The 26,181-nt window shown below is 59.4% G+C and carries 21 protein-coding genes and 1 tRNA gene; 14 read left to right on the top strand and 8 right to left on the bottom strand.

The window, feature by feature from the left end:
- Positions 1-48: 48 nt before the first annotated feature.
- The gene (gene lapB / locus R3E82_11870; protein MEZ5551580.1) at positions 49-1,257 is read left to right on the top strand and encodes a lipopolysaccharide assembly protein LapB; all 1,209 of its coding nucleotides are present in this window, start codon (positions 49-51) and stop codon (positions 1,255-1,257) included.
- Between the two features lie 88 nt (positions 1,258-1,345).
- Positions 1,346-1,630, top strand: a complete 285-nt coding sequence (locus tag R3E82_11865; protein ID MEZ5551579.1) for a ComEA family DNA-binding protein — start codon at positions 1,346-1,348, stop codon at positions 1,628-1,630.
- A 112-nt stretch (positions 1,631-1,742) separates the two neighbouring features.
- On the opposite strand, the gene R3E82_11860 is transcribed toward R3E82_11865, so the two are convergent.
- The 3 genes from R3E82_11860 to tcuA form a co-directional block, all read right to left on the bottom strand.
- Positions 1,743-2,672 (bottom strand): zinc-dependent metalloprotease family protein, encoded by a 930-nt coding sequence (locus tag R3E82_11860; GenBank protein ID MEZ5551578.1) that lies wholly within the window; start codon positions 2,670-2,672, stop codon positions 1,743-1,745.
- Entirely contained in the window at positions 2,638-3,222 is a 585-nt protein-coding gene (locus R3E82_11855; GenBank protein MEZ5551577.1) for a hypothetical protein, read from the bottom strand. Before R3E82_11855 ends, R3E82_11860 begins: the two co-directional genes overlap by 35 nt.
- A gap of 310 nt (positions 3,223-3,532) precedes the next feature.
- Positions 3,533-5,020, bottom strand: coding sequence for an FAD-dependent tricarballylate dehydrogenase TcuA (gene tcuA, locus R3E82_11850; protein ID MEZ5551576.1), 1,488 nt, complete (start codon positions 5,018-5,020; stop codon positions 3,533-3,535).
- 84 nt (positions 5,021-5,104) lie between these two features.
- Between tcuA and R3E82_11845 the strand changes: the two genes are divergently transcribed.
- The 5 genes from R3E82_11845 (at position 5,105) to R3E82_11825 (ending at position 9,275) form a co-directional block, all read left to right on the top strand.
- The gene (locus R3E82_11845; protein MEZ5551575.1) at positions 5,105-6,202 is read left to right on the top strand and encodes a zinc-binding dehydrogenase; all 1,098 of its coding nucleotides are present in this window, start codon (positions 5,105-5,107) and stop codon (positions 6,200-6,202) included.
- A gap of 84 nt (positions 6,203-6,286) precedes the next feature.
- Complete coding sequence (locus R3E82_11840) at positions 6,287-7,243, top strand: IS481 family transposase (protein ID MEZ5551574.1); 957 nt, start codon at positions 6,287-6,289, stop codon at positions 7,241-7,243.
- Between the two features lie 25 nt (positions 7,244-7,268).
- The gene (locus tag R3E82_11835) at positions 7,269-8,276 is read left to right on the top strand and encodes an LLM class flavin-dependent oxidoreductase (protein MEZ5551573.1); all 1,008 of its coding nucleotides are present in this window, start codon (positions 7,269-7,271) and stop codon (positions 8,274-8,276) included.
- A complete protein-coding gene (locus R3E82_11830) occupies positions 8,273-8,716 on the top strand; it encodes a PaaI family thioesterase (protein ID MEZ5551572.1) in 444 nt (147 codons plus the stop codon). The genes R3E82_11835 and R3E82_11830 overlap by 4 nt, the downstream gene beginning before the upstream one ends.
- Entirely contained in the window at positions 8,703-9,275 is a 573-nt protein-coding gene (locus R3E82_11825) for a hypothetical protein (GenBank protein ID MEZ5551571.1), read from the top strand. Before R3E82_11830 ends, R3E82_11825 begins: the two co-directional genes overlap by 14 nt.
- Here the strand turns inward: R3E82_11825 and R3E82_11820 are convergent.
- Positions 9,264-10,925 carry a hypothetical protein gene (locus tag R3E82_11820; protein MEZ5551570.1) on the bottom strand — a complete coding sequence of 554 codons (1,662 nt, stop codon included), beginning with the start codon at positions 10,923-10,925 and terminating at the stop codon, positions 9,264-9,266. The genes R3E82_11825 and R3E82_11820 overlap by 12 nt on opposite strands.
- Here R3E82_11820 and R3E82_11815 point away from each other — a divergent pair.
- Positions 10,890-11,354: a hypothetical protein gene (locus R3E82_11815; protein MEZ5551569.1), complete on the top strand. Its 465-nt coding sequence runs from the start codon at positions 10,890-10,892 to the stop codon at positions 11,352-11,354. The two genes, R3E82_11820 and R3E82_11815, sit on opposite strands and share 36 nt — an antisense overlap.
- 46 nt (positions 11,355-11,400) lie before the next feature.
- Here R3E82_11815 and R3E82_11810 read toward each other — a convergent pair whose 3' ends face one another.
- Both R3E82_11810 and R3E82_11805 read right to left on the bottom strand, forming a co-directional pair.
- Positions 11,401-11,631: a hypothetical protein gene (locus R3E82_11810; protein MEZ5551568.1), complete on the bottom strand. Its 231-nt coding sequence runs from the start codon at positions 11,629-11,631 to the stop codon at positions 11,401-11,403.
- On the bottom strand, positions 11,631-12,428 hold the full coding sequence (locus tag R3E82_11805; GenBank protein MEZ5551567.1) for a transglutaminase-like cysteine peptidase: 798 nt from the start codon (positions 12,426-12,428) through the stop codon (positions 11,631-11,633). The genes R3E82_11810 and R3E82_11805 overlap by 1 nt, the downstream gene beginning before the upstream one ends.
- A 195-nt stretch (positions 12,429-12,623) precedes the next feature.
- Here R3E82_11805 and R3E82_11800 point away from each other — a divergent pair, with 195 nt between their 5' ends.
- The gene (locus tag R3E82_11800) at positions 12,624-13,847 is read left to right on the top strand and encodes a tetratricopeptide repeat protein (GenBank protein ID MEZ5551566.1); all 1,224 of its coding nucleotides are present in this window, start codon (positions 12,624-12,626) and stop codon (positions 13,845-13,847) included.
- Here the strand turns inward: R3E82_11800 and R3E82_11795 are convergent.
- Positions 13,805-16,516 carry an ATP-binding protein gene (locus R3E82_11795; GenBank protein ID MEZ5551565.1) on the bottom strand — a complete coding sequence of 904 codons (2,712 nt, stop codon included), beginning with the start codon at positions 16,514-16,516 and terminating at the stop codon, positions 13,805-13,807. The genes R3E82_11800 and R3E82_11795 overlap by 43 nt on opposite strands.
- Before the next feature lie 214 nt (positions 16,517-16,730).
- Here R3E82_11795 and R3E82_11790 point away from each other — a divergent pair, with 214 nt between their 5' ends.
- Positions 16,731-17,396, top strand: a complete 666-nt coding sequence (locus R3E82_11790) for a glutathione S-transferase family protein (protein MEZ5551564.1) — start codon at positions 16,731-16,733, stop codon at positions 17,394-17,396.
- 69 nt (positions 17,397-17,465) lie between these two features.
- Here R3E82_11790 and R3E82_11785 read toward each other — a convergent pair whose 3' ends face one another.
- Entirely contained in the window at positions 17,466-18,677 is a 1,212-nt protein-coding gene (locus tag R3E82_11785) for a CoA transferase (protein MEZ5551563.1), read from the bottom strand.
- Positions 18,678-18,804: 127 nt separating this feature from the next.
- Between R3E82_11785 and R3E82_11780 the strand changes: the two genes are divergently transcribed.
- The 4 genes from R3E82_11780 (at position 18,805) to R3E82_11765 (ending at position 25,070) form a co-directional block, all read left to right on the top strand.
- Positions 18,805-20,712, top strand: a complete 1,908-nt coding sequence (locus R3E82_11780; protein ID MEZ5551562.1) for an NAD(P)/FAD-dependent oxidoreductase — start codon at positions 18,805-18,807, stop codon at positions 20,710-20,712.
- 32 nt (positions 20,713-20,744) lie between these two features.
- The gene (locus R3E82_11775; GenBank protein ID MEZ5551561.1) at positions 20,745-22,592 is read left to right on the top strand and encodes a SpoIIE family protein phosphatase; all 1,848 of its coding nucleotides are present in this window, start codon (positions 20,745-20,747) and stop codon (positions 22,590-22,592) included.
- Positions 22,593-22,701: 109 nt separating this feature from the next.
- Positions 22,702-22,777 (top strand) — tRNA-Asn (locus R3E82_11770).
- Between the two features lie 166 nt (positions 22,778-22,943).
- Entirely contained in the window at positions 22,944-25,070 is a 2,127-nt protein-coding gene (locus tag R3E82_11765) for an AAA family ATPase (protein ID MEZ5551560.1), read from the top strand.
- Positions 25,071-26,181 lie beyond the last annotated feature (1,111 nt).

Genomic DNA, 26,181 nt, shown 5'->3' with positions numbered 1-26,181 from the left:
GCCTCTGAGCAGATCTCTCTGATTAGCTAGGAAGGGCCGCAGCGGGATATGCCGGACAACCTGACTCTTTATCTATTGCTCGTCATCGCTCTGGGTGTCGGCTTTGCCCTGGGCCGTCGGGAGTGGCGCAAGCCTCCCAGAAGCCTCGGTATGGTTGCGCGGGATTATCTCGACGGCCTCAATCACCTGCTCAACGAACGTCACGATGAGGCGATAGATACCTTTGTGGAACGGATGTCTGTCGACAGCGACACAGTGGATACACATCTGGCGCTGGGCAGCCTGGTCCGCCGCCGGGGTGAGGTAGACAAAGCCATCCGCATTCATCAGAACCTGCTGGCAAGGCCGGTGCTGTCCGCCCAGCACCGCCAGCAGACAGAACTCGAACTGGCACGGGATTACCTCGTTGCCGGTCTGCTCGACCGGGCGGAGAGCCTGCTGCTCGAACTGGTGAGCAGATCCGGCGCACAGCGGCAGACGGCTCAGGAGTTGCTGGTTGAGGTGTATCAGCGTGAAAAAGAATGGGACAAAGCGGTGGCAGTGGGTCGGGAACTGCTGCGGGTGGATCGCGGGGTACGGCCGAAACTCGCCCAGTTTCAATGTGAGATCGCCCAGCAGGCGATGGACGAGGGAGATCTGCGCGGAGCGCGGGAGGCGTTGGGCAAGGCCACGGATTTCGACAGCCGCTGCGCGCGCGCTTATCTCATCCGGGCCGGTGTGGAACTTTCGGCCGGTCGCTATCGGGATGTGCGGCGCCTGCTGCGCAAAGCCTGCCAGTTCGATCCGGAACTGGTGCAGGAAACCCTGGCCATGTTCCGTACTGCCAGTCTCGAACTCAATGACGAAGCCGGCTACATCAGCTTCCTGCAGGAAGTGGTAGCCAGTGCGCCGGTGTTACCGGCCATTGAAGCGCTGGGCGGTCATCTCGAACGTCAGTCCGGGGCCGCTGCTGCCAGGGATTTCATGATCGAACAGCTGCTGAAAAATCCCACGCTGGCTGGATTCGTGCTGCTGCTCAGACACCTGGATGTGCATGGTGAAGCGCTGGAGGCTGAACAGCTGGCGCTGGTTCGGCGGTTTTCTGAAGCGTTACAGCAGAAGCAATCCAGCTACCGCTGTCACCACTGCGGTTTTGGCTGCCATTCTCTGATGTGGCAGTGTCCCAGCTGCCGTACCTGGGACAGCGTGAAACCGATCAGCGGCCTGGCACTGCAGAAAAATGGTGGATCGTCGAGTGCTGAACTGAAACCGGGTTGAGGGCTGACCCGCCTGGACGTCATCTGCTGCTGCCGGTAGTCGCAAAGCCTTCGTAGGCTGGCCCGACCACTGACAGACAGGAGTGATCATGGCCTTCAAATTTTCCGGTTTCTCCCTCCCGCTCGCCGTTCTCTGCCTGGCGTTGCTCACCCGACCGGTTTTTGCAGTACCGGATTCGGTGAACGTCAATTCGGCAGACGCGGCAACGATAGCCGCGGTACTCGATGGAGTCGGAGCGAGCAGAGCCCAGGCGATCGTCGACTATCGGGACCAGAATGGCGCCTTCAGCGACCCCTACGACATCGCCAACGTGAAAGGCATCGGCGATCGACTGATCGAGATGAATGCCGACAAAATCCGCCTGAAGGATTGACCCGGCAGACGCTCTGAAAGGGGCGGTCTACCGCCCCTTGCTCCCCCGTCCTCGACCACGCCCTGATCAACCCGTTTCCGAGCTTCCTGACTGACTCGGTGACGTATGAGGCCTAATCGCGATAGCCGGCGACCTGTTCCACCACCTGGCTCAAGGCAAGGGTGGCGTCCGCTCCCTGCACAGGATCGGCAGAGTCCACACCGCAGGCCTGCGCGTTGCACAGGGTTGTCGGGCTGGAGAAGCGGGGCAGGCGCACCGCGTTGAAAATCCTCGGGCTCGCCATGATGGTTACGAAGTCGTTGTCGACTCCGAAACCTGCGCCGTAGGGCAGGCTGCCGCCATCCGGATCTTCGCGCCGGGAATGGACCAGGCCCAGGTTATGGCCGAGTTCGTGTACCAGGGTGTAGTCCGAGCAGTCGATGGCGACTGCCGAATAGCCGAAATCCGCCTCCGCAGGATGGGAAAAATCTCCGTTGGCACCGAATCCGCCGACCCAGGCGTATCCGCAGAGTCCATCATTGGCATAGGGTCGAAACAGGGTTACCAGATCGGCCTCGACCAGATCCCGGGTCGCCGCCACCTGGGCAAAGGACGGATGCGAGGCGAAGGTGAGCGCTTCCAGGGCTTCGGTGATCAGATAGTCGTCCGGGTAGTCGGTTGCCATCGCCCGGGCAAGTTCAAAGCGCACCGGCACGTTCGAGTCTTCCATCACCGTGTTGGCGACGTTGAGCAGGTGCGCGATGCGCAGTTCGATGTTGGAGAAGTGTGCCCTCGTGCCGGTGGAGTACAGAGTCAGCACCCGGATCACCGCATCCGGTGCTGGCGCCGGAATCAGGGTGGGAGGGGGTTGTGCTGCCGTGGTACTGGCCTGCACGGGTGCTGCGGTGCTGGTCGGTGGCGCATTCACCGGCGTGTCCGCTGAACCGCCGCTGCTGCCACCGCAGGCGCTGAGCAGGCACACCAGAAGCAGAGCGACCGGCGGCCGGAAGACTGCAGTCTGGCGAGGATCAGGCCAGCGGGGCATGACGGTAATCGCGGGCATCGGGATTGTTTCTGAGATCGAGCTGCTGCTGGCTGGCGAGCTGGGTGTGACCATTGCGCCGCTCAAGGGTATAGACGCCCGCCGGGGTCGCGATGGTGGCGAAGTAGTCACCCAGGCATTCGGTGATCACGCCGCGTAGTCCCGCACTGGTGATATGAAGTATCCGCACAGTGTCTGCTTTCTCCAGCCGCAGCAGATCGATGCGCAGCAGCCCGCCCTCCGGGTGCAGTACATCGAGAAAGCCCTGTTCGAGCAGCAGATCCAGCTGTCTGTTGTCCATCGCCAGAGATCCCGGTCCGCCATCCGGCTCCGGTCCGTCGCCGGCGGCAGGGGAAGGCCTGTCAGTCAGCACAGGCCAGGACGCATCCAGCGCAGCTTTGCCAGTGCGGGCTGCAGGTGACGCATGGCTGATCCGGTCATCTGGCGCTGCTGCACCGGCCGCGCGGTCTGACCCCGGGCTGCTACCCGGCGCGATGAGCGTCGGAAGACTCAGCAGTGCCACTGCAGCCACCAGCGTCCCGATCCGCGCCTGTTGAGCGATCCTTGCCATGTATTTCAGTGTAGAAGGCTTCGCGCGCTTTGCCGGGGATGTTAAAGTCGTTGGCCGTTTTCGAGTGGGTGGCGATAGGAAGCGGAAGAGCGGGGCGGATCAGACGAGCATGACAAGAAGGGAAGCAGCGGCAATCACCCGGCTCTGGCGGGGATGGATTCTGGATAGGAAGGCCAATAATCAGGCCTATCGGGAATTCGTGCTGGATGTGATCCATGCAGAACCCGGCCTGCAGCATCTGAGTGTTTTCGACATCCTCGATGCAGTCGTCAACGGTGAAGCCTGGGCAGCAGTCCCCGGCGAGGGTCGCTCAGAGCCTGGCCGTGCCGCTGCCCGCAGCACCCGCACCGGCGATACGGCCGAAGACCGAACCCGCGGTCAATCCGCTACCCCCCGGATAGTTGAAGTAGAAGAGTCCGCCAACTAGCTCCCCCGCGGCAAAGAGTCCGGGAATCGGCTCGCCTTCCTGAGAGCAGACCCGGGCGGTGTTGTCGACATGCAGGCCACCGAAGGTGAAGGTAATCCCGCAGGTCACCGCGTATGCCTCAAACGGCGGTGTGTCGATTCTGTTTGCCCAGTTCGACTTTGGAATCGCCAGTCCCCGGGTACCTCTGCCGTCCCGGATAGCGGGATCGAAAGGCACCTCGTCCATCACCCCCTCATTGAACCCCTGGATGGTCGCCAGCATTGCGGGAGCATTCATGCCATCCATTCTGTCCGCCAGTTGCACCAGGCTGTCGGCTCGAACCCGGGTGGCGCGGCGGATCCGGTACTCGTCCCGCAGCAGCTTCGACACCCGTGCGTCGAACACCTGCCAGGCTGTCTGCCGGGGCTGTCTGAGGATCTCAGCGCCATAGCGGGCATAGGTGAAATTGCGGAAATCCGCGCCTTCGTCGAGAAAGCGCTGACCCTGGAGATTGAGCATCAGGCCCAGGGGGTAGGAGTGCTTCTGGAAGGCATCCCCGACCTCGAGATCCCCGTATTCGGGCGCGTTCAGGTCCCAGGCGACCGCGTGGCAACCGGACCAGTGGCCACGGGGTGCGGCGCCGACATCCAGGGCCATACTGATACCATCGCCGGTGTTGAAGCGTGTGCCGCGAACCCGGGCCAGATCCCAGCCGGGCCCGAGATAGCGTGTGCGCCACTCGGTGCTCGACTCGAATCCGCCGCTGGCAAGGATCACTGCATCGCCATGAAAGGCATCCTCGCCTGCCACGGTGCGTGTGACCACGCCTGTTATGCGGCCCTTTTCCAGCAGCAGCCGGATGGCCCGGGTATCGTAGCGGATGGTTACCCCGGCACGGGTGGCCGCGTCGGTCAGTGCGTCCACCAGGCCCGGACCACCCCCCCAGGCTTCGACCGTGAGTCCCCCCCAGAATCGTACTCTGCCGTCGACCTCGAAGGACTGGCGGCCGTAGAGGGGTAGAAACCGCACCCCGTGCGAATGCATCCAGTTCAGGGTCGGGAAGCTGTTTTCTATGAGCGTCTCGGCGAGTTCGGGATCGGTGCGATAGTGGGTGACCCGTCCCAGGTCTTCATAGAACTGTGCGGCAGTGTAGCTGCCGAAGTCGGTACGTTGGCATTCCTGTTCGGTGAGGTCGGGCATCAGTCTGCGCAGGTCATCCACACCCTGGTAGACGGTGCGCATTGCACCTGCCGTGAATCTCGAGTTACCGCCCCGCAGTTCGTGAGGCGCACGCTCCAGCAGAGTCACCCTCGCACCGTGATCGGCGGCACTGATGGCCGCACACAGTGCGGCGTTGCCGCCGCCAACCACGATCACCTGAGGTGTTGTCATTTGCTCTGTTGCCCGCTTCCCCGTAGGCTCATCCGAGCCTATCACAGGCGGGCATGTGGCGAAGATCAGCTCCTGAGAGCGTCGATGAATTTACCGAAGACTTCCTTTGCGATGGTGCAGACGGGTGTCCGTAAGCTCGAGCCGAAAGACATTCCGATCCCGGACATCGATGCGGACTCCGCACTGCTCGAACTGGAAGCCTGCGGTATCTGCGGCAGCGACTACGAACAGTTCGAAGGCATGTTGCGCACGCCAGTGCCGGTGGTGCCGGGCCATGAACCTCTCGGACGCATCGCCCGCATCGGTGAACGTGCGGCGCAGCGCTGGGGTGTGCAGGAAGGCGATCGGGTTGCAGTCGAGACCATGATTTCCTGTCGCCACTGTCAGCCCTGTCTCACCGGCAGTTATCACCTGTGTGATCACCGCAGGATCTACTCCTATATCCCGACCACCGAAGCGCCCGGTCTCTGGGGCGGTTACGCGCAATACCTGTATCTGCATCCGAACTCCATCGTGCATCGGGTGGCGGACTGGCTGTCTCCCCAGATCGGTGTGATCTTTAATCCGCTGGGAGCGGGGTTTCGCTGGGCGGTGGAGATGCCCCGGACCCAGCCGGGAGACACGGTAGTAATCCTCGGGCCGGGGCAGCGCGGGCTGGCCTGTGTGATCGCCTGCAGGGAAGTGGGTGCGGGCACCATCATCGTCACCGGACTGGAAGTGGATGAAGACAAACTGGCGCTGGCCCGGGTCTTCGGCGCCGACCACACCATAGATGTGGACAACGAAAATGCCGTCCATCGGGTGAAGGAACTCACCAGCGGCCGGGGTGCGGATGTGGTGGTCGATGTCAGCGCCTATGCGACCCGGCCGGTGGTGGATGCACTGTCGATGGTGCGCCCGGGTGGTCGGGTGGTGCTCGCTGGAGTGAAGGGCTTCAAAGCTGTGGAAGGGTTCATCTCGGACCTGATAGTGATGAAGGAAATCAGGGTGATGGGCGCCATCGGCGTGACCTCGAGCGGTTACCGCAGTGCCATCCGGCTGATCGAATCCGGCCGGGTGCCGGTGGAGCGCATGCACACACATGACTTCCAGCTCGCGGATGCGGAACTCGCGATCCGTACACTCGCCCGGGAAGTGCCGGGCGATGCTTCGATTCACAGTTGCCTGATCCCGCCACACTAGATGTGATCTAGAGGTGGGTTGTTCATGCGAGGCATCCGAGGAATTCTATAGGTGACGAAACCAAAAGAATTACCAGGAGCTCGCATGAACGTTCACAAGAATGCCCCATTGACCCCCGAAGGTCGACTTAGAATGGTTCGACGGTCGCTGGGAAAAGGCGTGTCAGCGTCTCAAGTCGCCAGAGAGTTCGACACCAGCACGCATACCGTACTGAAGTGGAAAAAGCGGTACCTGGAGCAAGGTGAGCCCGGTCTCCAGGACCACAGTTCCCGGCCGCACAGTCGCCACCCCAGAGCTCTGACGCCTACCCAGATCCGCCGGATCAAGGCGTTGAGAAAACGCCGTTGGACCATGGATCGGATCGCCCGGGAGGTGGGCTGTCACATCACCACCGTTTCTCTGCATCTGCGAAAGATGGGTCTGAACAAGCTCTCGGCACTTGAGCCTGCCAAACCAGCCAATCGCTACGAGCGTAGCCATGCTGGATCGCTCCTCCACCTGGACATCAAGAAACTAGGCCGTTTCCGGCATGCCGGGCACCGGGTAACTGGAATCAGGCAAGGCAAGCCCTCTCGAGGCATTGGCTGGGAGTTCGTCCACATCTGCATCGATGACCACTCTCGGGTCAGCTATGCCGAGATCCTGCCGGATGAACGCAAAGAGAGCGTCATCGAGTTCTTCCGTAGAGCAAAGACCTACTACGAGTCGCTGGGTATCCGGATCGAACAAGTCATGACGGACAATGGCCCCGGCTATCGCTCAAAGCTGTTCAGTCGGCTGCTGGAGGCTTGTGGAATCCGCCACTTGTTCACCCGGCCCTACACCCCCAGGACCAATGGCAAAGCTGAGCGCTTCATCCAGACCGCCCTTCGAGAATGGGCTTATGGTGTTCGCTACCGGTCATCCCACTTCAGAGCCAAGGCGCTGTGGCCCTGGCTCCACGACTACAACTGGCACCGCCCACACGGTAGCCTGAACAACAAACCACCAATCTCTCGGATAGGACTTTCCATGAACAACCTTATTAGGCGCCACAACTAGAGAAATTCTGCAGGAGCACGATTTCATGAAACACGGAATCATCCTCGGCTCTCCAACCATTGCCGGTCAGATCGCCACCGCCCGGGCTGCGGAAGCGGCAGGCTTCGAGTCGGTGTGGACGACGGAGTTTTTCAACGCCAACGGCCTGGTGCGGCTGGCGGCGGTCGCCGCGGCAACCCGACGGGTAAAGGTTGGGACCGGGATTGCCTACGCCTTCATGCGCTCGCCGATGCTCGCCGCGTCCGCGGCGATGGACATCGACGAGATCTCCAGCGGCAGGATGATTCTGGGACTGGGCAGCGGCACGGAGCGGATGAACCGGGAATGGTACGCCATGCCTTTCGATGCTCCCCCTGCACCGCGAATCAGGGATGCCGTGGGGCTCGTCCGTGCGGCCATAGCTGCCCAGAAGGGTGGTGGTCTGGTCTATGACGGCCCCTACTACCAGGTAAAGATCCCGGCGTTTTCCCGTCCCCGGGCCGCCCGGGAAACGATCCCCATCGCGCTGGCGGCGGTGAATCGCGGGATGATCCGGGCCGCCGCTGCGGTCGCGGATGGTCTGATCGGTCATCCCGTGTTCACCCGAAAGTACATCACAGAAATGGTCCTGCCCCAGCTCGAAGGATCCGAGTGTGAGCTGCTGCCCTATGTGATCACGGCGGTCGCCGATTCGACCGAACAGGCGCGCAATGAAGCGCGTGGCCAGATCGGCTTTTACTACACCACCCGGCTGTATCACACGATCCTCGAGCCGCACGGCTGGAAAGCACAGGGAGAGGCGATTGCCGCGGCTTTTCGCAGAGGTGATTTTGCCGCCATGGCAGCCGCGGTCACCGATGCAATGGTGGACGAGATCGCCATTGCCGGCACACCGGATGAAGTGCGGGATCAACTCAAAGCCTGGCAGCCGCTCACCGATCACGTGTTGCTCTACACGCCCAGTATCGGTATGAAACCGGGTCGTGTGCAGGAAAACCTCGATGCGATTGTGGATACTTTCGCAACTGCAGGAAATCAGGAGCGGATGGCGTGACCGGAACGACGAAAGCGATACCCTTTGATGAGCACATTGCGCAGGGTTTTCTCAAGGCCCCGCGTGGTGCGGGGGGAGGACTCACGGAATTTCTCGGCTTCGAGATGCTCGAAGCGGGCCCGGGTTTCATGGTGGGGCGTTTCGAAGTGCGGCCGGACCTCCTCACCCCGATGGGCAACATGCATGGCGGTGTGCTCTCTGCGTTCTGTGATCACATGCTGGGCTGTGTCTGCTATCCGGCCATGAAGAAAGGCCAGTGGGCGGCGACCACCGAGTTCAAAATCAACCTCACAGCGCCGGTGACCAGGGGGGAGGTGATAGCCCGGGCGGAAGTCATCAATCTGTCCCGAACCCAGGCGGTGGTGCGGATCGATGTGACGAACGAAGGGCGGCTCACCGCCATAGCCCAGGGAACGGTGACGATTCGTGATCCACGCTGAATACAGATCCGCTCAGCGCCCGCGGACACGATCGGCACGTGGCTGGCGCCTGTGCATCCGCATCCTCGGTGCGCCGCTGGTCATACTTGCGCTTGCCGCCTGTTCGGGCACACCGCTGGAACCTCCACCCCGGTCCTTCGATCTGGGTGGTGACTGGGTGCTTGATGCGTCCGCGAGCACCACACCGGCAGGCCCGCCGCCTGAATCCCTGCGGCCACGCCGGGGAGACCTGGCAACCCGCTTTCTCGCCCAGGACTTTCCGGTACTGTTCGCCGAACGCATGCAGATCGAGCAGAACCGGGATTCCATGGGTATCGACTTCGGTCAGGGCGCCTACCGGGATATTTCCTGGGGTGAACGGGATCGTGGTCCCTGGCGGGTGCAGGCGGGCTGGCGTGAAGGGCAGTTACATGTGTATTCCAGGACACACGATGCCAGTTCGAGGGAGCTGTACAGTCTGTCCCCGGACGGCCAGCGACTTACCATCGACATCGAGGTGGACAATGCCGGTCGGCGTCAATCCTTCACCCGGGTCTTCACACGGCGCTCACCGATCTGAAGGCTCCGCTGCACCGAGCCGCTCCAGGGCCAGATCGGCCAGTTTCTGCCAGTACAGGTCCGGTGCCCAGTTGCGGGCGTTGGTCAGGTAGGTGCGCGCACGGGTGTCTCCAATCAGTCGATACCCTTCGCCGAGGTAGAAGTTCACCACCGAAGCCCAGGGCACGCGCTGATAGGCGACCTGCAGGTAATTCACCGCATCGCCTGGTCGGCCGGAATGCAGGTAGGAAAGACCCAGTCCGAATACCGCATCGATTCGGTCCGGGTCTTCGCGAAGGCTGTCCCGATACAGCGATGCGGCACGGCGCCAGGCGGCGCGACAGGTCTCGGTGACTTTCTGCAGACAGTCGTCCACCAGCCGATCTGCAAAATTGACCATGGCGTTGAGGTTCCGGTCTCCAGACGATGCGCTCAGCGGTTCCCTGCTGTAAGCGCTCTCTGCGAGGGCGAGCGCGATTGCAGACTCTCCCAGAGCAGCGTGGGCGCGGGATTGGGCCACCAGCAGTTCAGGATCCTCCGCGCGTTCGGCAAGCTGGGGTTCGAGGAGCTTCAGTGCGTGGGCGGGATTGTGCGCGAGCGTAGCGAGCGCGAGCTCGAAGTCCCGTTCCTGATCGGACAGACATCGGATCGAGCGGGCGGACTGCCGGGAATCGGCCGGAAGTTCCACCCGACGGGGTGTATCGAATTTCCGCAGGTGAACTTCCAGTGCACGCTGGAGATCGCGCACAGAAGTATCGAGATATTCCGTCAGGCGCCCGTTCCTGTCGCTGAGGTATGCCGTGAGTACCCCGCGTGTGTCGACAGCGAGTGCTTCAGGCGGGAAATACAGGTAGTGGGTGAGCAGCCACGACCAGTGGTAGAAACTGCGCATCCGGTCCCCGGCCCAGTCTGAGATCTGAACCGCGGCAAGCGTTTCCTGGAGTGTGAGCGGCCGGATTCTGCGCCTCGGATCCCGGTAGAAGAGCTCCTCCATGCGCTTTCTCGGCAGTTCGCCGACGACCGCAGCCCCCGCCTCGTAGGTCACGGCACCCAGCAGACTCGCGAGTCCCTCGTCGTACCAGGTCGGCAGGCTGATGTCCAGACGGCTGCGCAGCAGATAGTGTGCGTATTCGTGTTGTGCGGTTTCCAGGGTGCTGCGCTGGTCGGGACCGATGAGCAGTCGATGGGTTTTCAGCGATGGCTGCATGACACCGGCAAAGCGTCCTGTGCCCAGATGGCGTCTTAAGTCGTTGCGGCTGGAAAAGACGATCAGTTTCAGTGGCGCCGGCCTTAAAACGGCTGTACCGGGCAGCAGCGGCTGCGCTACTGCGTCCAGTCTTTCAAGACGCAGCAGCAGCTCGTCGAGGTCGGTCTGCCTGAGGTCGGTGATGACGGTGAAAGCGTCGGTCCTTGTTTCGCACCAGGGTCGTTGCGCAGCAAGGGCGCCAGTGGCCGTGCCCGCCTGCAGGGCCAGGGATGCAAGAAACAGGATGACTCGACCCGGCCGGGCGCGACCTTCTACACTCGGGCGACGGATCAGGGCAGGAGGGAGGACATCGTGTCCAGAATCTGCTGGTGGCTGACACTGCTGGGTTTGGGCACGACCGCCCAGACTGCAGAGCTTTCGCTTCCGCTGTTGAACTGCATCGCAGAGCAGACGGGTGGTTTTCACGACTACCCGGAGAACGAGGAACTCTACGAGCCGGCGCTTTTTCATCCGAGAGCCTTCGAGCTCGAGGAGAATCTCGTGTTCAAACGCAATCTGGTGGACCCGGCACAATCGAAGGATCGGGAACTGCCTGCGGATCTGTATGTCACGCTGCGAATGCTGGGGGGCGGGTCTGACGCAGGCATGGATGCGCCTGAAACCGAGCTCGAGTGCCGGCAGGTTCGTGGCGCGGACGGCTCCCAGGGTGTGAGCTGTGTGAATCTGCCCCCCTCGGAATTGCTGCTGCTCAACATGGCAACATTGCGTTTCACACGCGCTTCGGTTGGTGGCTGGACCTTCACCGGTGCCAGAGATGCGCACGGTGGCGACTCGATCTATGTCGAGTACGGGCGCTGCAGGTCACACTCCGACTCTGACGCGTCCGGCGGCTGAGCACCGGACCGATCCCGGACCGGCGCTCTCCGGACGCAGAACCCGATTACTCTGCCTCTTCCGTTTCCAGAGCTTCGACTTCTGCCAGCAGTGCCGCGAGCTCCGCATCGAGAGGTTCAGCTGCGTCGGAGACCGGCCGCTGGGCAGTGACGTTGATCAGTTCCAGAGTCTGAATTCTGTCTTTCACTGCGAGGGCGGACGATCGGACGACCGCATCATCCGCGTCTGCGGCCGCGTAGGAGGAGAGCAGGAGAAGACACAGGGTAAGCATTTTCATCAGGATTGCTCCTTGTCAGTGGTGGAAAACCAGTGGTGGAAAGTCAGTGGTGGATAGTCGGTGGCAGGTGGTGCGCGTTCATCCGCGCGAGGTCTGGCAATCAGATCACCGGAGCCGGTGGATTCGTGATCCCAGATAGAGACTTCGTTGAGCGAATACACGAACTGGTAGTCGTGGCGGTTCTGATTGCGGATGATGTTGTCCGTGTCCAGCAGCCAGATGTTGCCGGACGCCAGTTCCACTGCGAGAACCGCGTGATGTCGTCGGGCAGCCCGATCGAAAGCGATGACCACCCGCATCCTTGCTGCAGGCAGGCCGAGTGTGCGCAGGAGAAAATATTTGGTGCTGGCATAGTCCTCGCAATCCCCGCCGCGCTCGATGAATTCAGCCGCCGTTGACCAGCGGCTGCGATACTTCAGCGGCTCTGAGTCTGGATGGACGGCCACTGTGCGAACACGGTCCCTGCGGTAGCGCTTGCGGTTCACATAGTGATTCACAACGGAAATCTGCCGCTGTTCGCTCAGGCTATGTGCTTTTCTGATCAGGTGCGCGAGCGGCTTGAGGCGATTCTGATCTGCGGAGCAGGTTGTTTCGTCATCGATACAGGCGGTGAGCTGGCGGGATTGTTCTGCCTGACGGGCGAGGGTCTGCTGCCAGCCCGGCATGAGAGCCGCCTCGCCCAGGTAGCCGGAGTCGTCAAACAGGTACGGGGCGGCTGCTGCTGGAGCACAATAGCCCAGCAGTCCACACAGAAACCACGCGTACAGCGCGATTGGCTGACGACGATTCCCCTCCATGGGCGTTATCCTGCTCCAGGACAGCAGCCTGCGCAATCCCGGCCCGGGTAGCGGGCCCAGGGGACACATTGTCCGACAATGCCTCGATTCGCACTTTGACCGACTCGTGTTGTCCGAAAAAGCGGGCAGGGCTAGTATCGGTGGTGCTCGCATCGCCCCTGGTGACACCCGGTCGTAGGGGTGCTGGAGGAATACATGGAGCAGAACATCGTCCCCACGAGCGCATCGATCCGGCCCGCACTGGATTCTGTTCCCTTGCGCATGATTGGCACGGTATCCGCCGGGCTGCTGCTGAGCGGCTGCGTGTCATTGTCGAATCCCTATTGGGATCGGCATCAGGGCGTTCCGCAGGATCTCATCACTGGCGCAGCCGTCTTCGGTGAAGAGGTCCGTGCGGAGGAAGTGCCTGAGGAAGACATCCTCGCTGTGACACCACAGATGCAGGCATACGTGGATGACACGCTGGCCGGTGGGCGTTACACGTCGGCCCGCTTCAAACGCATCATGCAGGGACTGTTGCGGGATGGCTATTTCAACGCGAGCTATCAGCCGAACAGAACCAACACCGCAGCGGAAACCTTTGAGCAGAAGGCGGGGAACTGTCTTTCCTATACGAACATGTTCATCGCCCTGGCGAGAGCCTCAGGCCTCGATGCCCGCTATCAGGTTGTCGATGTACCCCCGAGCTGGGACGCGGACGACGGCTATCTGATCCGCTACACACACGTCAATGTGCTGCTGAAAGGCGTGCGGTTCGATAAGGCTTACGGAGAAGATTTCACGGTGGACTTCAATGAAGTCCACCCTGATGTGGATGACCCGGCACGGGTGATTGATGACTCATACGCCAGCGCGCTGTTTTATGCCAATCGATCTGTGAATCTGTTCCGGCAGGGAGAGAATCGTCAGGCCTTCGCATACCTGCGTCGTGCCATCGAGCTGGTGCCGGACAACATGGATTTCTGGCTGAATCTCGGCGCCTTCTACGCCAAGCTCGAACACTACGACGAGGCCATTCGAGCGTATGAGCGGGTGCTGCAGCTGGATCGCCACAATCGAGGGGCGATGTCCGGGCTAGGCCGCGCCTATCAGGTGCTGGGCGACAGCGAACGCGCGGATTACTATATCAACCAGGTCAGGCGCTATCGGGACAGCAACGCCTACTACCATTTCGCCATCGCTCAGACCGAATTTGAGCAGGAGCGTTACGTCGAAGCACTTAACGCCATCAACACAGCGATTGATCTGAAAAAGCGCAACGGACGCTTTTATTTCATGAAGGGACTCACCGAACAGAAGCTGGGAGATGTGGAAGCGGCCAGAGAGAGCTTCAAGCGTGCTTCCCGACATGGCAACTATCGGGATCTGAAAAAACGCTATCGTGAGGAGGTGGCAGGGATCACTTTCGTTTCCTCCTGATTTTCGATTGCGGTCGCAGCCCGCAGCAGTGCCTGGCGCAGATCCTCCAGGCGCACGGGTTTGGCGATGAAGTCGTTCATCCCCGCGTCCAGGCATGCCTGCCGGTCGTCTGACAGCGCGTTTGCCGTCATCGCGATGATGTGAGGCTGTCTGATCGTGTCGGTCACCCGGATACAGCGTGTCGCTTCCAGGCCATCCAGTTCGGGCATCTGGACATCCATCAGGATCAGTTCGTAGTTCCGCCGGGACAGCATGTGCACGGCTTCAAGGCCGTTGGCAGCTATGTCTGCGCGGACACCGAGGCGCAGCAGCATCTGCGCGGCCACCTTCTGATTCACCGCATTGTCCTCAGCGATCAGCACGCTTATACCCGCATAGGGCGAGTCATCTTCCCTGAGGGGACGGTCTTCGTCGAAGGCGCCCTGGGTTTGTGGTGTCAGTGCAGAAGAGATACTCCGGATGAGGGTAGCGGGCCGCACAGGCCGTCGCAGACTGCGGCTGCCCTGGCGTTTCCCGGACCCCGGATTGACGAGGTGGATCGCGGGTACATCGGTTGGCGTGTACGACTGTGCATCCGCGATCACGATCTGCGGATCGTCGATGACTACCTGTGCGCCCGCCTGCTTCAGGGTCAGTTCGAGTTGCTGCCGGGAGAGGAGGAAGGGTTCGACGATCTGAATCCGTGCACCGCTGATATCCGGGTTTTTCTTTGCTGTTGCCGGTATCGCGGAGAGGATTACGGTAACGCGGAATTCTGATCCTGCACCGAATTCACTGTAGACGCTGATGGTGCCGCTCATGAGTTCAACCAGGTTCTTGCTGATGGAAAGACCAAGACCGGTACCGCCGTATTTGCGGGTGGTCGATGCATCCGCCTGGGTGAAGGGATCGAAGAGATTTTTGAGCTTCTCCGCAGGAATGCCGATGCCCGTGTCTTTTACCGTGACGGCGATTTCCACCAGATCCTGTACCAGCGGAGTGACCCTGGCAGACACGGATACTTCACCCCGATCGGTGAATTTCACGGCGTTGGAGATGAGGTTCACGAGTATCTGACGCAGGCGGCTCACATCGCCCAGATACTGAGTCGGCTCATCGGGCAGCGGGTGGCGCACTGACATTGACAGCACGATGTTCTTGGATGCTGCCGACAGCGCCACGACATCCAGGGCATCGCCGATGCATCCATCGAGATCGAAAGACTGGGGCTCGAGCACGATATGACCGGCATCGATCTTCGAGAAATCGAGAATTTCGTTGAGAATGCTCAGCAACCCTTCGCCACTCGTGCGGATCGTTTCGAGCTGAGCTCGCTGTTCTGTACTCAGATCGGATTCGAGCAGCAGAGAGGTCATGCCGATCACTCCATTCATGGGTGTGCGGATTTCATGACTCATATTGGCAAGAAAACGACTTCGTGCGCTGGCAGCCGCCTCAGCGGATTCTTTTGCTTCTTTCAGCTGCGCCTCGCGTTCGACTCTTTCGGTGATGTCCGAAACAACGCCGACAACTTTGACCTGCCTGCCGTTCTCATAAACCGGCTCGGCGATGTAGCGCATCCACTGGCGCTTGTTGCGAATCATCAGTTCCGCCTGCAGGTCGAAGCCGCCACCGCCTTTCACACAGTGAATCATGGCCTTGCGCATCTGCCTGAACTCCGCTTCGTGCACGAAGAGTTCGGGCGTGTTGCGCGGCGGGACGGATCCCGGCTCGAGAGCAAGCAGTTCGTACATCGCTTCCGTCCAGAACAGGCTGTCGGACGCCAGGTCGAACTCCCAGCCAGCCACACGTGCCATGGACTGCGCCTTCCCCAGCAGACGATCCTTGCGCCTGAGATTTGCCTCATCCTGGATGCGCTGACTGACATCGGTGAAACGCACCAGCAGCACGTCGTCTTCGTTTACCTGTACCCGGCGAATCGACAGATCTGCCCAGAAGGTCCGGCCTTTTGCGCTCGTCATCTGCAGTGTCCCGCCCCAGGAAGCGTCGCTGCGGGCGCGTTTCAGAATTTCGTCTTTTCCTGCAGGTGCCCGTGCGCTGAGAAAGGCTGCTTCGGTGAGCCGCGTGATTTCTGCCGGGTCGTCGCTTTCACACAGCTCCCTGGCTCGAGCGTTTACCCCGAGGGCTTCACCGGTTCGAAATCTCGCGTAGATCAGGGCGTCCATAGACTGATCGAAGACCCCGGTCATCAGTTTCGCGGTATAGCTTTGCGCCTCTTTCGCGGCCAGTGATGCGCCGACGACCAGGTACAGGAAAAAGTTGGCGGTACCGACCGTGAAGATGAAATAGGCCACATTGATCTGGGGTGTCTCGCACAGAAACGCTGCGGTGCTCACGCCTGTGAACCAGCCCAGCAGATGCGCGCCGAGTGGCTCGCGCTCGCTCAGAACCATACTCACCACTACCGAAGCGAGAAGGGTGGTGATGACGGTTTCCATCGTCAGGTTGTAGTACAGGATCGCGGCAGCCTGAAGCAGCAGCAGGGCGAGCCAGGTCAGGCCGAACCAGAAGCCGGGGTTCTGCCGGCACACTTGTACCCAGCGCAGCAGCAGTCCCACGGTCAGCATGACCAGGATGGCCAGCGCGCGGGCGATGAAGGTGAATTCCGATTCGAGCTCAGCGTAGTTCTTCAGCCCGGCGAGCAGGCACAGCAGCCCGGCCCCGATCAAGGATGCCGCGCTGTATCGGCTGGCGGTGTCTAATGCATTGAAATGTCTTAAGAAATTCACACGATTTCGAACCTGTAACCCTGCCATTGAGTGTAGACAAGGATCCGGGAACCGCTGCGGCTGCCTCCCGGGTAGCCGCGGCTACCTCCCGGGTAATTGGATGGCCCGGGGGAGACTCCTACACTCGCGGGCTCAATCGTCAGAGGAGCGACAGATGTCTACGCTACTGCTGTGGTCCGGTGTGCTGAGCCCCTTCTCGGCGAAAGTACGAATCGTGCTGGCCGAGAAGGGTATGCAAGTGGAGATCCGGGAGATTCCCTGGAGCCGGGCGACTTTGTGGGGCCCGAAACCCGAAGATTTCCTCCGGGCCAGCCCGCGCGGAGAAGTTCCGACGCTGGTCGACGGAGAATTGGCGATATTCGACTCCACGGTGATCTGCGAATACCTCGAAGATGCGTATCCAGCACTTCCCCTTATGCCCGAGTCTCCGGCCGACCGGGCGCGCTGCCGGATGTGGGAGGACCGGGCAGATGGTGTGATGGCGAATCAGCTGACGGTTCTGATCCGGGAGCTGTTTCTGAAACCGGATGGCGTCGGGCCGGATGGTTCGCAGCGGGATCTCGACGCGGTCACCCAGGCCATGACCCGGTTTGGTGAGTTCCATCGCGAACTCGACGGGGTGCTGGAAAAGGCCGATTGTCTGTGTGGATCCTACTCAGTCGCGGACATTGCGACGTACGTCTGCCTGGCCTTCGGACAGACTCTGGGTGCCGGCTTCGATGGCTATCCCAGGCTGCTGGACTGGTTTGGTCGAATTCAGGCGCGGCCGGTGGTGAAGGGCGAGTTCGAAAACATTCTGGCAGCGGCTGCGGCTGCCTGAGTGGCGGTCACGTGTGAGCGCTTTACCCTGCCCGGTTCCCGGAGAGCTCATCGACCGTGCGATACGCCGTTAGCCGAGGATGCCCTGCTCCCGGAGCGCGGTGATCTGTGCGGCGTCGTAGCCGAGGGCAGCCAGGATGTCGGCGCCGTGTTCGCCCATCTCCGGCGAGGCCAGGCGCAGGTTTGACGGGGTGCCGTGAAACTGGGCTGGCGGACGCGGCTGGCGCATGGGACCGCCGACGGGATGCTCGAAATGGTGCAGTGCGTCCATGGCGTCGATCTGCGGGTCGTCCGGGACGACAGGGCGATCGTTGATGTGGGAGTAGGGCACATCCTCGCTTTCCAGGCGCGCACAGATTTCCTCGGTGGTGAATCTGGCGTAAGCGGCGTTGATGATGTCCTGCCACAGGGCCATGTTGGCGAGGCGTGCGTCCAGGGAGGCGAAGCGCTCGTCTTCGTAGAGATTCGGCAGATCTAATGCGCGAAACGCGCCTTCCCATTCGGCGGCCTTCACCGGCATAACCGCCACATAGCCGTCCGCCGTGGCGCGTACGAACTGGCTGTGATCAAGGTAGGGCGCACTTTCCACACCCTCACCGAGGAAGGTGAAATTGCTGAATCCATCCGGCCACAGGAAGTGGAGGCTGGCGTCGAGCATGCTCAATTCGATGTACTGGCCTTTGCCTGTTTTTTCCCGGGCGTAGAGCGCTGCCGCCACGCTCTGTGCTGCGGTGAGTGAGGTGATCTTGTCGCAGGCGAGGGTGTTGATCATCTGGGGTTTGCCGGTCTCCATGTCGGCCTGAATCGACGCCATTCCGGAAATGGCCTGGATCACTGCGTCGTACATGCGCCGTTTGGCATAGGGACCCGTAGCGCCCACGCCGTTGATGGACAGGTAGATGATGCGTGGATTGCGGGCGCTGACTTCCCCGTAACCGAGCCGCAGACGCTGCATGACACCGGGTCGGAAGTTTTCCACCAGCACATCCGCGTCTTTGAGCAGCTTCATCGCGACGGCGTGGCCTTCATCCTTGCGGACATCCAGCACGATCGAGCGTTTATTGCGGTTCATCATCGCAAAGGCACCCGATACCCGGTTGCGCGAGGGCCGACCCCGGCGCATGAGGTCGCCATCAGCAGCCTCGATCTTCACCACATCCGCGCCCTGATCTCCGAGGATCGCAGTGGCGATGGGGCCGGAGTAGATAGCGGTGAAATCGACCACTTTCACCCCGGCAAGCGGGCCGGTAGCCGGCTGGTTCAGCTCTATGGTTCTGCTCATGATGGTCTCTCCCCGCTTCCCGATCTGTCGGTTCAGGGGGGTACAGGCGCATGCATATCCGCTCCGCTCAGCCCCTCCCCTGCGCTAAGATTCCATGTGCCGCATCAATGTACAAGGGCTGGGTCAGATGGAAGCAGGCAACACCGATACCCGGACACCGGCGGTCCGCACCGATCCGGTCAGCGGGCTGAAGGTCTTCAATACCCGCGCCGCACCGGCCTCTGAGCGGATCGCGGGCAAGGGTTATTCGGTGATCAGCGACGAATCTCTGAAAATCCTCCCGCCGCCGCCACCCGGTGCTGTTTTCAACGCGGCGGAACAGGCCCGCTACCGCGAGTTCAAGGAATCCCGGGCGGGTGCCGCGGATTACATGGCCATGGAGGGTGAGTTCAGCCGCTATCTCGAAGACGTCTACTCCGCTGACCCGGTACCCAGGGAAGCGCTTGACGATGAGTGTGAAATCCTCGTGGTGGGTGCCGGCTTCGCCGGTCTGCTGCTCTGGCACAAGCTCAAGGCCGCCGGATTCGAGGATGTGCGCTTCTGTGAAAAGGGTGGCGATGTCGGCGGCACCTGGTACTGGAACCGTTATCCGGGAATTGCCTGTGATGTGGAGTCCTACAGCTATCTGCCGCTGCTCGAAGAGATGGAGTACGTGCCCACGATGAAGTTCGCGGCGGGCTTCGAGATCATGGAGTACTGCCAGAAGATGGCCGAGAAGTTCAGCTTCTACGATCACGCCCTGTTTCACACCACCGTCGAGCGGACCGAATGGGATGAAGCAGCCGGGCGCTGGACGGTGAGCACGGATCGCGGTGATCGCATGCGCGCCCGCTTCGTAGTGCTCGCCAACGGCATCCTGACAACACCAAAGCTGGCCCGTATCGAAGGCATGGAGACATTCCAGGGGGACGCCTTCCACACCTCGCGCTGGAACTATGACATCGATCTGCGGGGAAAGCGGGTCGGCATCATCGGCACCGGTGCGACCGCAGTGCAGGTGATACCCGAGATCGCGAAGATCGTGGGAGAACTTTATGTCTTCCAGCGCACCCCTTCATCGATTGACGTGCGCGATCAGCGCGCGACGACGGCGGAGGAGGCCGACGCCTGGTCCCGGGAGCCGGGTTGGGCCAAAGCCCGCCGGGCGAGGTTCGCAAAGATCTCAGAGGGGCGCACGGCACTCAAGGCCAACGACGACTTCCTCGCCGGCAGGGTGGAGGACTACAAGGAGCGCAGGGAGTACGAGCGGGAACTCACCGCAGAGGAACTGATCCAGAAGCAGCTCGAAACGAACTTCCGCATCATGGAACAGATCCGTGCACGGGTGGATGCCATCGTAGAGGACCCCGTAACCGCCGCAGCGCTCAAGCCTTACTACCCCTATGGGTGTAAGCGGCCGACTTTTCATGACGAATACCTGCCGACTTTCAATCTGCCCCACGTCAAACTCGTAGACACCGCGCCGCGCGGCGTGCGGCAGATCAATGCGCACGGAGTGGTTCACGATGGCGTCGAATACCCTCTCGATGTACTGATCTATGCCACAGGTTTCGAGTGGATGGCCACGTCCACTTTCAACATGATCGCTGGTCGAAATGGGCAGACTCTGAGGAACAAATGGCAGACCGAAGGGACTAAGACGTTTCTTGGTATTCACAGCCGGGGTTTCCCCAATCTGTTTATTGTGTCCGGTCCACAGGGTGGAGGCGGCAGTTTCAACTTCACAAACGCCATAGAAGAGCACGGTGACTACATCGTGTGGATGCTGTCCACGATGCGGGATCGAGGGGCGGCCATTGTGGATGTGGCAGCCGAGCCAGAAGATGCCTATGCGGAGCACTGCCGCAGGGCCGATCAGATGACCCGGCCGCTGCGCGACTGCATCACTTATTACAACGGCCACGGCGAGGCAGAGCCGGGGAGTCTCGCCTATTACGGCGGCGGCCGCTGGCACAAATACCGGATCCAGGCCCAGCAGACGCTTGCGCCCTACCTGTTTGAAAGTCGTTTGTCGCGAGCCGGGAATCAGTCTTAGCTAATTCAGGGAAATTGATTTAACTTAAGCCCATGAGACCCGCACCTCCGCCGAATGAGGAGATCGAACGTCTGGCCGCGTTGCAGGATTACGCGATCCTCGACACGCTGCCCGAACAGGCCTACGACGACATCAGTTTCCTCGCCTCACAAGTGTGTGAAACACCCATAGCAGTGATCAGTCTGGTCGATGAACATCGCCAGTGGTTCAAATCGCACCTGGGTGTCGATGCCCAGGAGACGCCGCGAGAGGTCGCCTTCTGTGCCCACGCCATACTGCAACCCGATTCACTGCTGGTGGTTGAGGATGCTACCCGGGATGAGCGTTTCGCGGACAATCCGCTGGTTCTTTCCGATCCTGGGGTGCGCTTTTACGCCGGTGCTCCGCTGGTTACCTCGGAAGGCCATGCGCTGGGAACTCTTTGTGTCATTGACAGAAAGCCGAGGAAGCTGACCCCGGCGCAGGCTGAGACGCTGAAGGCGCTTTCCCGTCAGGTCATCGCACAGCTCGAACTGCAACGCACCGTGCGGCGCCTGGAGAACCGTAACAGGCAGCTCAAGAAATCCCGAGGCGAACTCACCGCGCTGGTGCGGATGCTCGAAGGTCAGGCCAGCGTGATCGAGCGCGATCTGCATCGGGCCGAGATCATCCAGCGCTCGCTGCTGCCCCACGAAATACCTTCGCTTGCGAACTTCAATGTCCACAGTCTCTATCGGCCCGGCCATACCATCGGCGGTGATCTCTATGATGTGATGACCATCGGAGATCGCTATCTCGCCCTGGTGATTGCCGATGCTTCCGGCCACGGGGTCAGCGCGGCCATGCTCTCGGTACTGTTCAAACACCATCTGCACCTCAAGGATGAGACTACCGGAGAGCCCCACCGGCCCGCCGCTGCACTGGCTCAGATCAACGCGTCGCTGCTGGCGAATCAGCCGGCACCAGGCGTATTCGTCACCGCGGCCTGCTGCCTGCTGGACACCGTCGAACGCAAGCTGATTGTGGCCTCCGCCGGACATCCGCCGCTGTTGTGTGTGCGTTCCGATGGCACACTGGAAGAGATCGAGCACACGGGTCCCGCGCTCGGCCTCGAGGCGGATGCAAGCTATGAGGAGCGGGAACTGCTGCTGCAGGAAGGCGACAAACTGCTGCTGTATACGGATGGACTGTTTGATATCTGTGAGGCGACTCCCACGGTCCGCTACATCGCAGACAGCCTGGATCAGTTTGTCGGCGATCCTCACGTGCTTGAAAAGATGCTGCTGGAAGTCACCCATCGCAAAGCGCGCCATGACTGCGACGACGTCACTCTTGTGCTGCTCTCTGCAAGTTCCGGTGCCAGTATTTTCAACGACTCTGCCGTTGACCTGAACCTCCTCTCTGCGCCGGCGGGTGCCGAGCCGGGCATCAGCTATGCGGAGACAGCAGACACCACAATCGTCATGCTCGAAGGGCGCCTCACCTGGTTCTACGGGCAGATTCTCTTCGACACCGCCATGGCGGTGGTCGAATCCAAGCGCAACCTGGTGATCGATCTGGCCCGCTGCGAATATCTCGACAGCACCATGCTCGGCACACTGCACGAGATCATCCAGCAGGCGAGTGCGGCCGACGGATCTGTGCTCCTGCAGAATGTGGGAGCCAATCTCCGGGAAGACTTCGAAGAGCTGAGCATGAAGATCGTGCTGGCGAACATCAGCGAAGATGCCGTCGAGATACCGGAAAAACGGGTCGCTCTCGATCTGAAGTCGTCGACCCTCGATCACCAGCAGCTGCGGCTGTTGCGTGCCCATGAGGTGCTGGCTGAGCTGAGCGATGACAACCGGGAGCAGTTCGGCGCCCTGGTGGAGACCCTGCGGGGGGAGATGAAGGCCAGGTAGACGGGCTCTGGACGCCTGAAACCCGCGGATCGGCCCTCGTGCTTGAATTTGCCCCCTTGGGCAGTAAACTACGCCTCCGCCCGGCAGACCCCCGGGCGACGAGTTCTATTCCGCCTTAGCTCAGTTGGTAGAGCAGCTGACTGTTAATCAGCGGGTCGCTGGTTCGAGCCCAGCAGGCGGAGCCATCTATCGTGCCGTTTACCGTAAGTGCCTACTTACATCTAACTTCTGTGGGTAACGCAGAGGGTAACGGCGCTGAGCGCCATCGTTAATCTTTATTGTTCCGCAAAGTCTATTATCCTACTTTGTCATTCGAAGGCAGCCGCCCGTCTCGACGGTCGCCACTCGCCTTTGGTCAGCAACATTCGAATTGGTGGACTCAAAAGTAGGGGTGAGGCATTGGCTCAGAAACTATTAGGGTTCCGTACCCGCAACTTTCGATCGATTGTAGATAGTGGATGGATTGACGTAGATGACGTGACCGCGCTAGTGGGAATAAATGAATCTGGAAAATCGAATCTTCTTGTATCGCTATGGAAGCTAAATCCGGCAAGAGAAGGGGATATCGATCCGATAGCAGACTTCCCACGTGACAGATACCACGAGTTTCGAGTACTGGAAAAGAAACCCACTTTCATCACTGCCCGATTCGCAATCGACCCGCACCTGGCAGGGGAAATAGAAGAAAAAACTGGCTTCCCTGCTGCGGGGTTCGATCTTCTAGAAATCAGCCGATCCTTCGATGGTAAATACACGTGGAGTTTTCCCAACTGCGATGTTCCGAGATCCATCGATCCTACGAGATTAAAGCAACTTGCCGATAGAGCTGTGGCTGATTTGCAGAAAGTAGAACCGTTTCAGAGCGAAGGTGATCTGAGAGACCGAATGATCGAAGCTGTTACGAGCACAACCCGGAAACTCGGTGACTCTCCAATAGACTCGACCGAGTTATCCAAGAGGTTAGCTTACCTTTCCATTGATAAGGAGCAGGCAGCGAAGACATCAAAAATCACCCCTATTTTCGATACGCTAGTGGAACAAACGGCCCACCTTATGTCAGAACTATCCCGACCACCGCCTACAAGTGTGGATGGGCTCTGGAAACATGTATTCCCCCAGATTCCGAAATTTGTTTACTACTCTAACTACGGCAATCTGGACTCAGAAATCTATCTTCCGCACGTTATCGAGAACCTGACCCGTGAAGATCTTGGAGAGAGGGAGGCTGCAAAATCGCGCACACTCAAGGTCTTGTTCGAGTTTGTTCAGCTTAGTCCTAGGGAAATCTTAGAGTTGGGAGTAGAAGCCAGCCAAGGTGAACTGAGCCAAGAAGTAATAGAGGCTGACGCTGAGAAGAAAAAGGAACGAGAAATCCTATTAACTTCAGCTTCCACTCAACTTACTAGTAGGTTCAGGGAGTGGTGGAAACAGGGAGACTATCGGTTCCGCTTCAATGCCGATGGCAATCACTTCAGGATTTGGGTATCTGACGCAATTCGACCGGAAGAAATCGAACTTGAGGGAAGAAGCACGGGGCTGCAGTGGTTTTTTAGCTTCTACTTGGTGTTTTTGGTCGAAAGTCGAGACGCACACGTCGATACGATTCTGCTCTTAGACGAAGCGGGTCTTTCATTGCATCCGCTCGCGCAGCGAGACTTGTCCCAGTTCTTTGAAGGACTTACGAATCAGGTCCTTTTTACGACCCACTCACCTTTCCTCGTTGAGCCGGATAAGCTTGATCAGGTGCGTGCTGTGTACATCAATGAATTCGGAAAGACCGTAGTGTCCCCAGATCTTAGGTCCAATCCAAAGTTTCCGTCCGCCGAGAAATCGATTTATGCCGTACACGTTGCACTCGGCCTAAGTGTGTCCGACACTTTTCTACTCGGATGTTTGCCGATTGTGGTTGAAGGTGTATCCGATCAGAGGTATCTGACCGCGATAAAAAATTACCTCATTGGAAGAGGTCGAATTTCACCTGACAAAGACATCGTTTTCTTGCCAGCTGGCGGTACAGGTACGAAAGGTGTTGCGGCTGTTGTTTCTATAGTTACAGCTAAGGATGAAGAACTTCCTACTGTGTTTGTTGATTCGGATAGTCCGGGAAACTCCCTGAAAGAAAGGTTGCTATCTGGTCCCTACAAAGGGGTGGGAAACAGGGTCAGGCAAGTTGGTGATTTCTGTTCTATCCCAGAAGCGGAGATGGAAGACCTTGCGTCCGGGTCGCTTTTAGCAGGGATTGCATCACGAAGTTTCTTACGCCCTGTCGAATCTGATGAAGAGTTTGAAGATGTCTATGACCCATCTCTTGCGATAGTTCCTCAAATTGAAAACTTCGCAAAGAAGCACGTTATTGATCTTCCTGACGGCTGGAAGGTGGTCCTGGCTACGGATTTCAAGCGCCGACTACGAAAACTAACGGTTGATGCAAAGATCGAAGATGCCTGGACAAATGCATTCACAGTTTTCGTTGATTAGTGCCGAGCAGAAACATCAACTACCTTGAATCCACCCTGACCTAGCTATCCATTGTCTCGCCTCGCTGGCGGATTCGGAGTCAGAATCAAAGTTGAGTCCGGAATCTTTGATAAGTATCCACTCATCATCGTACACGCGAAAACCCCAGGAGCCATCTTCGCTGTAGGTATCGTAGGTAAGGAGGTCAGTATCATCGTCCATTAATCCTCCGTAGTCTGATTAGCCTGAGCCTAGCTTTTCACAGAATTGAGTTGGCCAGTTAGACAGTTCTGGATGGTTCTCGGCTTCTTGATTTGGCCGATCTGGCTTAACAGCTTGGGACCCAGCTGGGTCTTAGCCATGGAATCCAATCCAGCTATCAACCGAACCGCGAATAGACTCGTTGCAATCTGCAGAGGCGGCAACACGCTAAGCAGATGTCTACGGAACTTCTGTAAAAGGTTTGTTTCCAAACCAGCTTACGTTTTCAGCCTTATTGGCTCCGACGGTAACGAGCTACACCACGTGGCCTTCGAAGATACTACGCTGCAAAAACATGCGGACAAATTGCCGAGAATTGGAGGAAGTCCCTAGAAATAGTATGTGCGTTATCATATCGGATTTGAAATTCGCATCGTGTGTATCATCTCCGATCATAGATCCGAATTCTCTTTTCGCTCTTGGAAGTCCCGTTACAGAGCATCCTGTCGTCCTTCAAGCTTATCCAAAGATACTACTCGGTTGTCACTTTGTGCAACGAATAGGCGGTTGTAGAAAAGAACTGTGGGTTTAACACGGAGCGACATCACCTTCGCGGCATCAGGTTAGTTCGAATCGGGAACGATCTTCATTCGCATAGAGTAGATTTTGGTCAGGCTGAGTTGCAGAAAAGTCCGACTCCATATTTGAAAAGCGCGTGCTAAATCATGATGAAGATCGACGATCTCTACTTCGCCTCTAATCATTCAGACGATGCTCTTGATTCGACGGGCAAGATGCTAAATCGTGTTGTCGTATGGCTGAGGTTCAACGCTAGTGACTGGATTGTTGAGGAGACTTAGTCGTTTGCATCGATGCTTTTCTCAAGGCGCTAATTGCACTACTCGCATACAATCTCCGGCGCCGCGTAGTC

The organism is Pseudomonadales bacterium (genome assembly GCA_041395945.1).
Lineage (GTDB): Bacteria > Pseudomonadota > Gammaproteobacteria > Pseudomonadales > Azotimanducaceae > SZUA-309.
The sequence above is the reverse complement of the archived record's forward strand: the minus strand, read 5'-3'. Positions and strand labels throughout refer to the sequence as shown.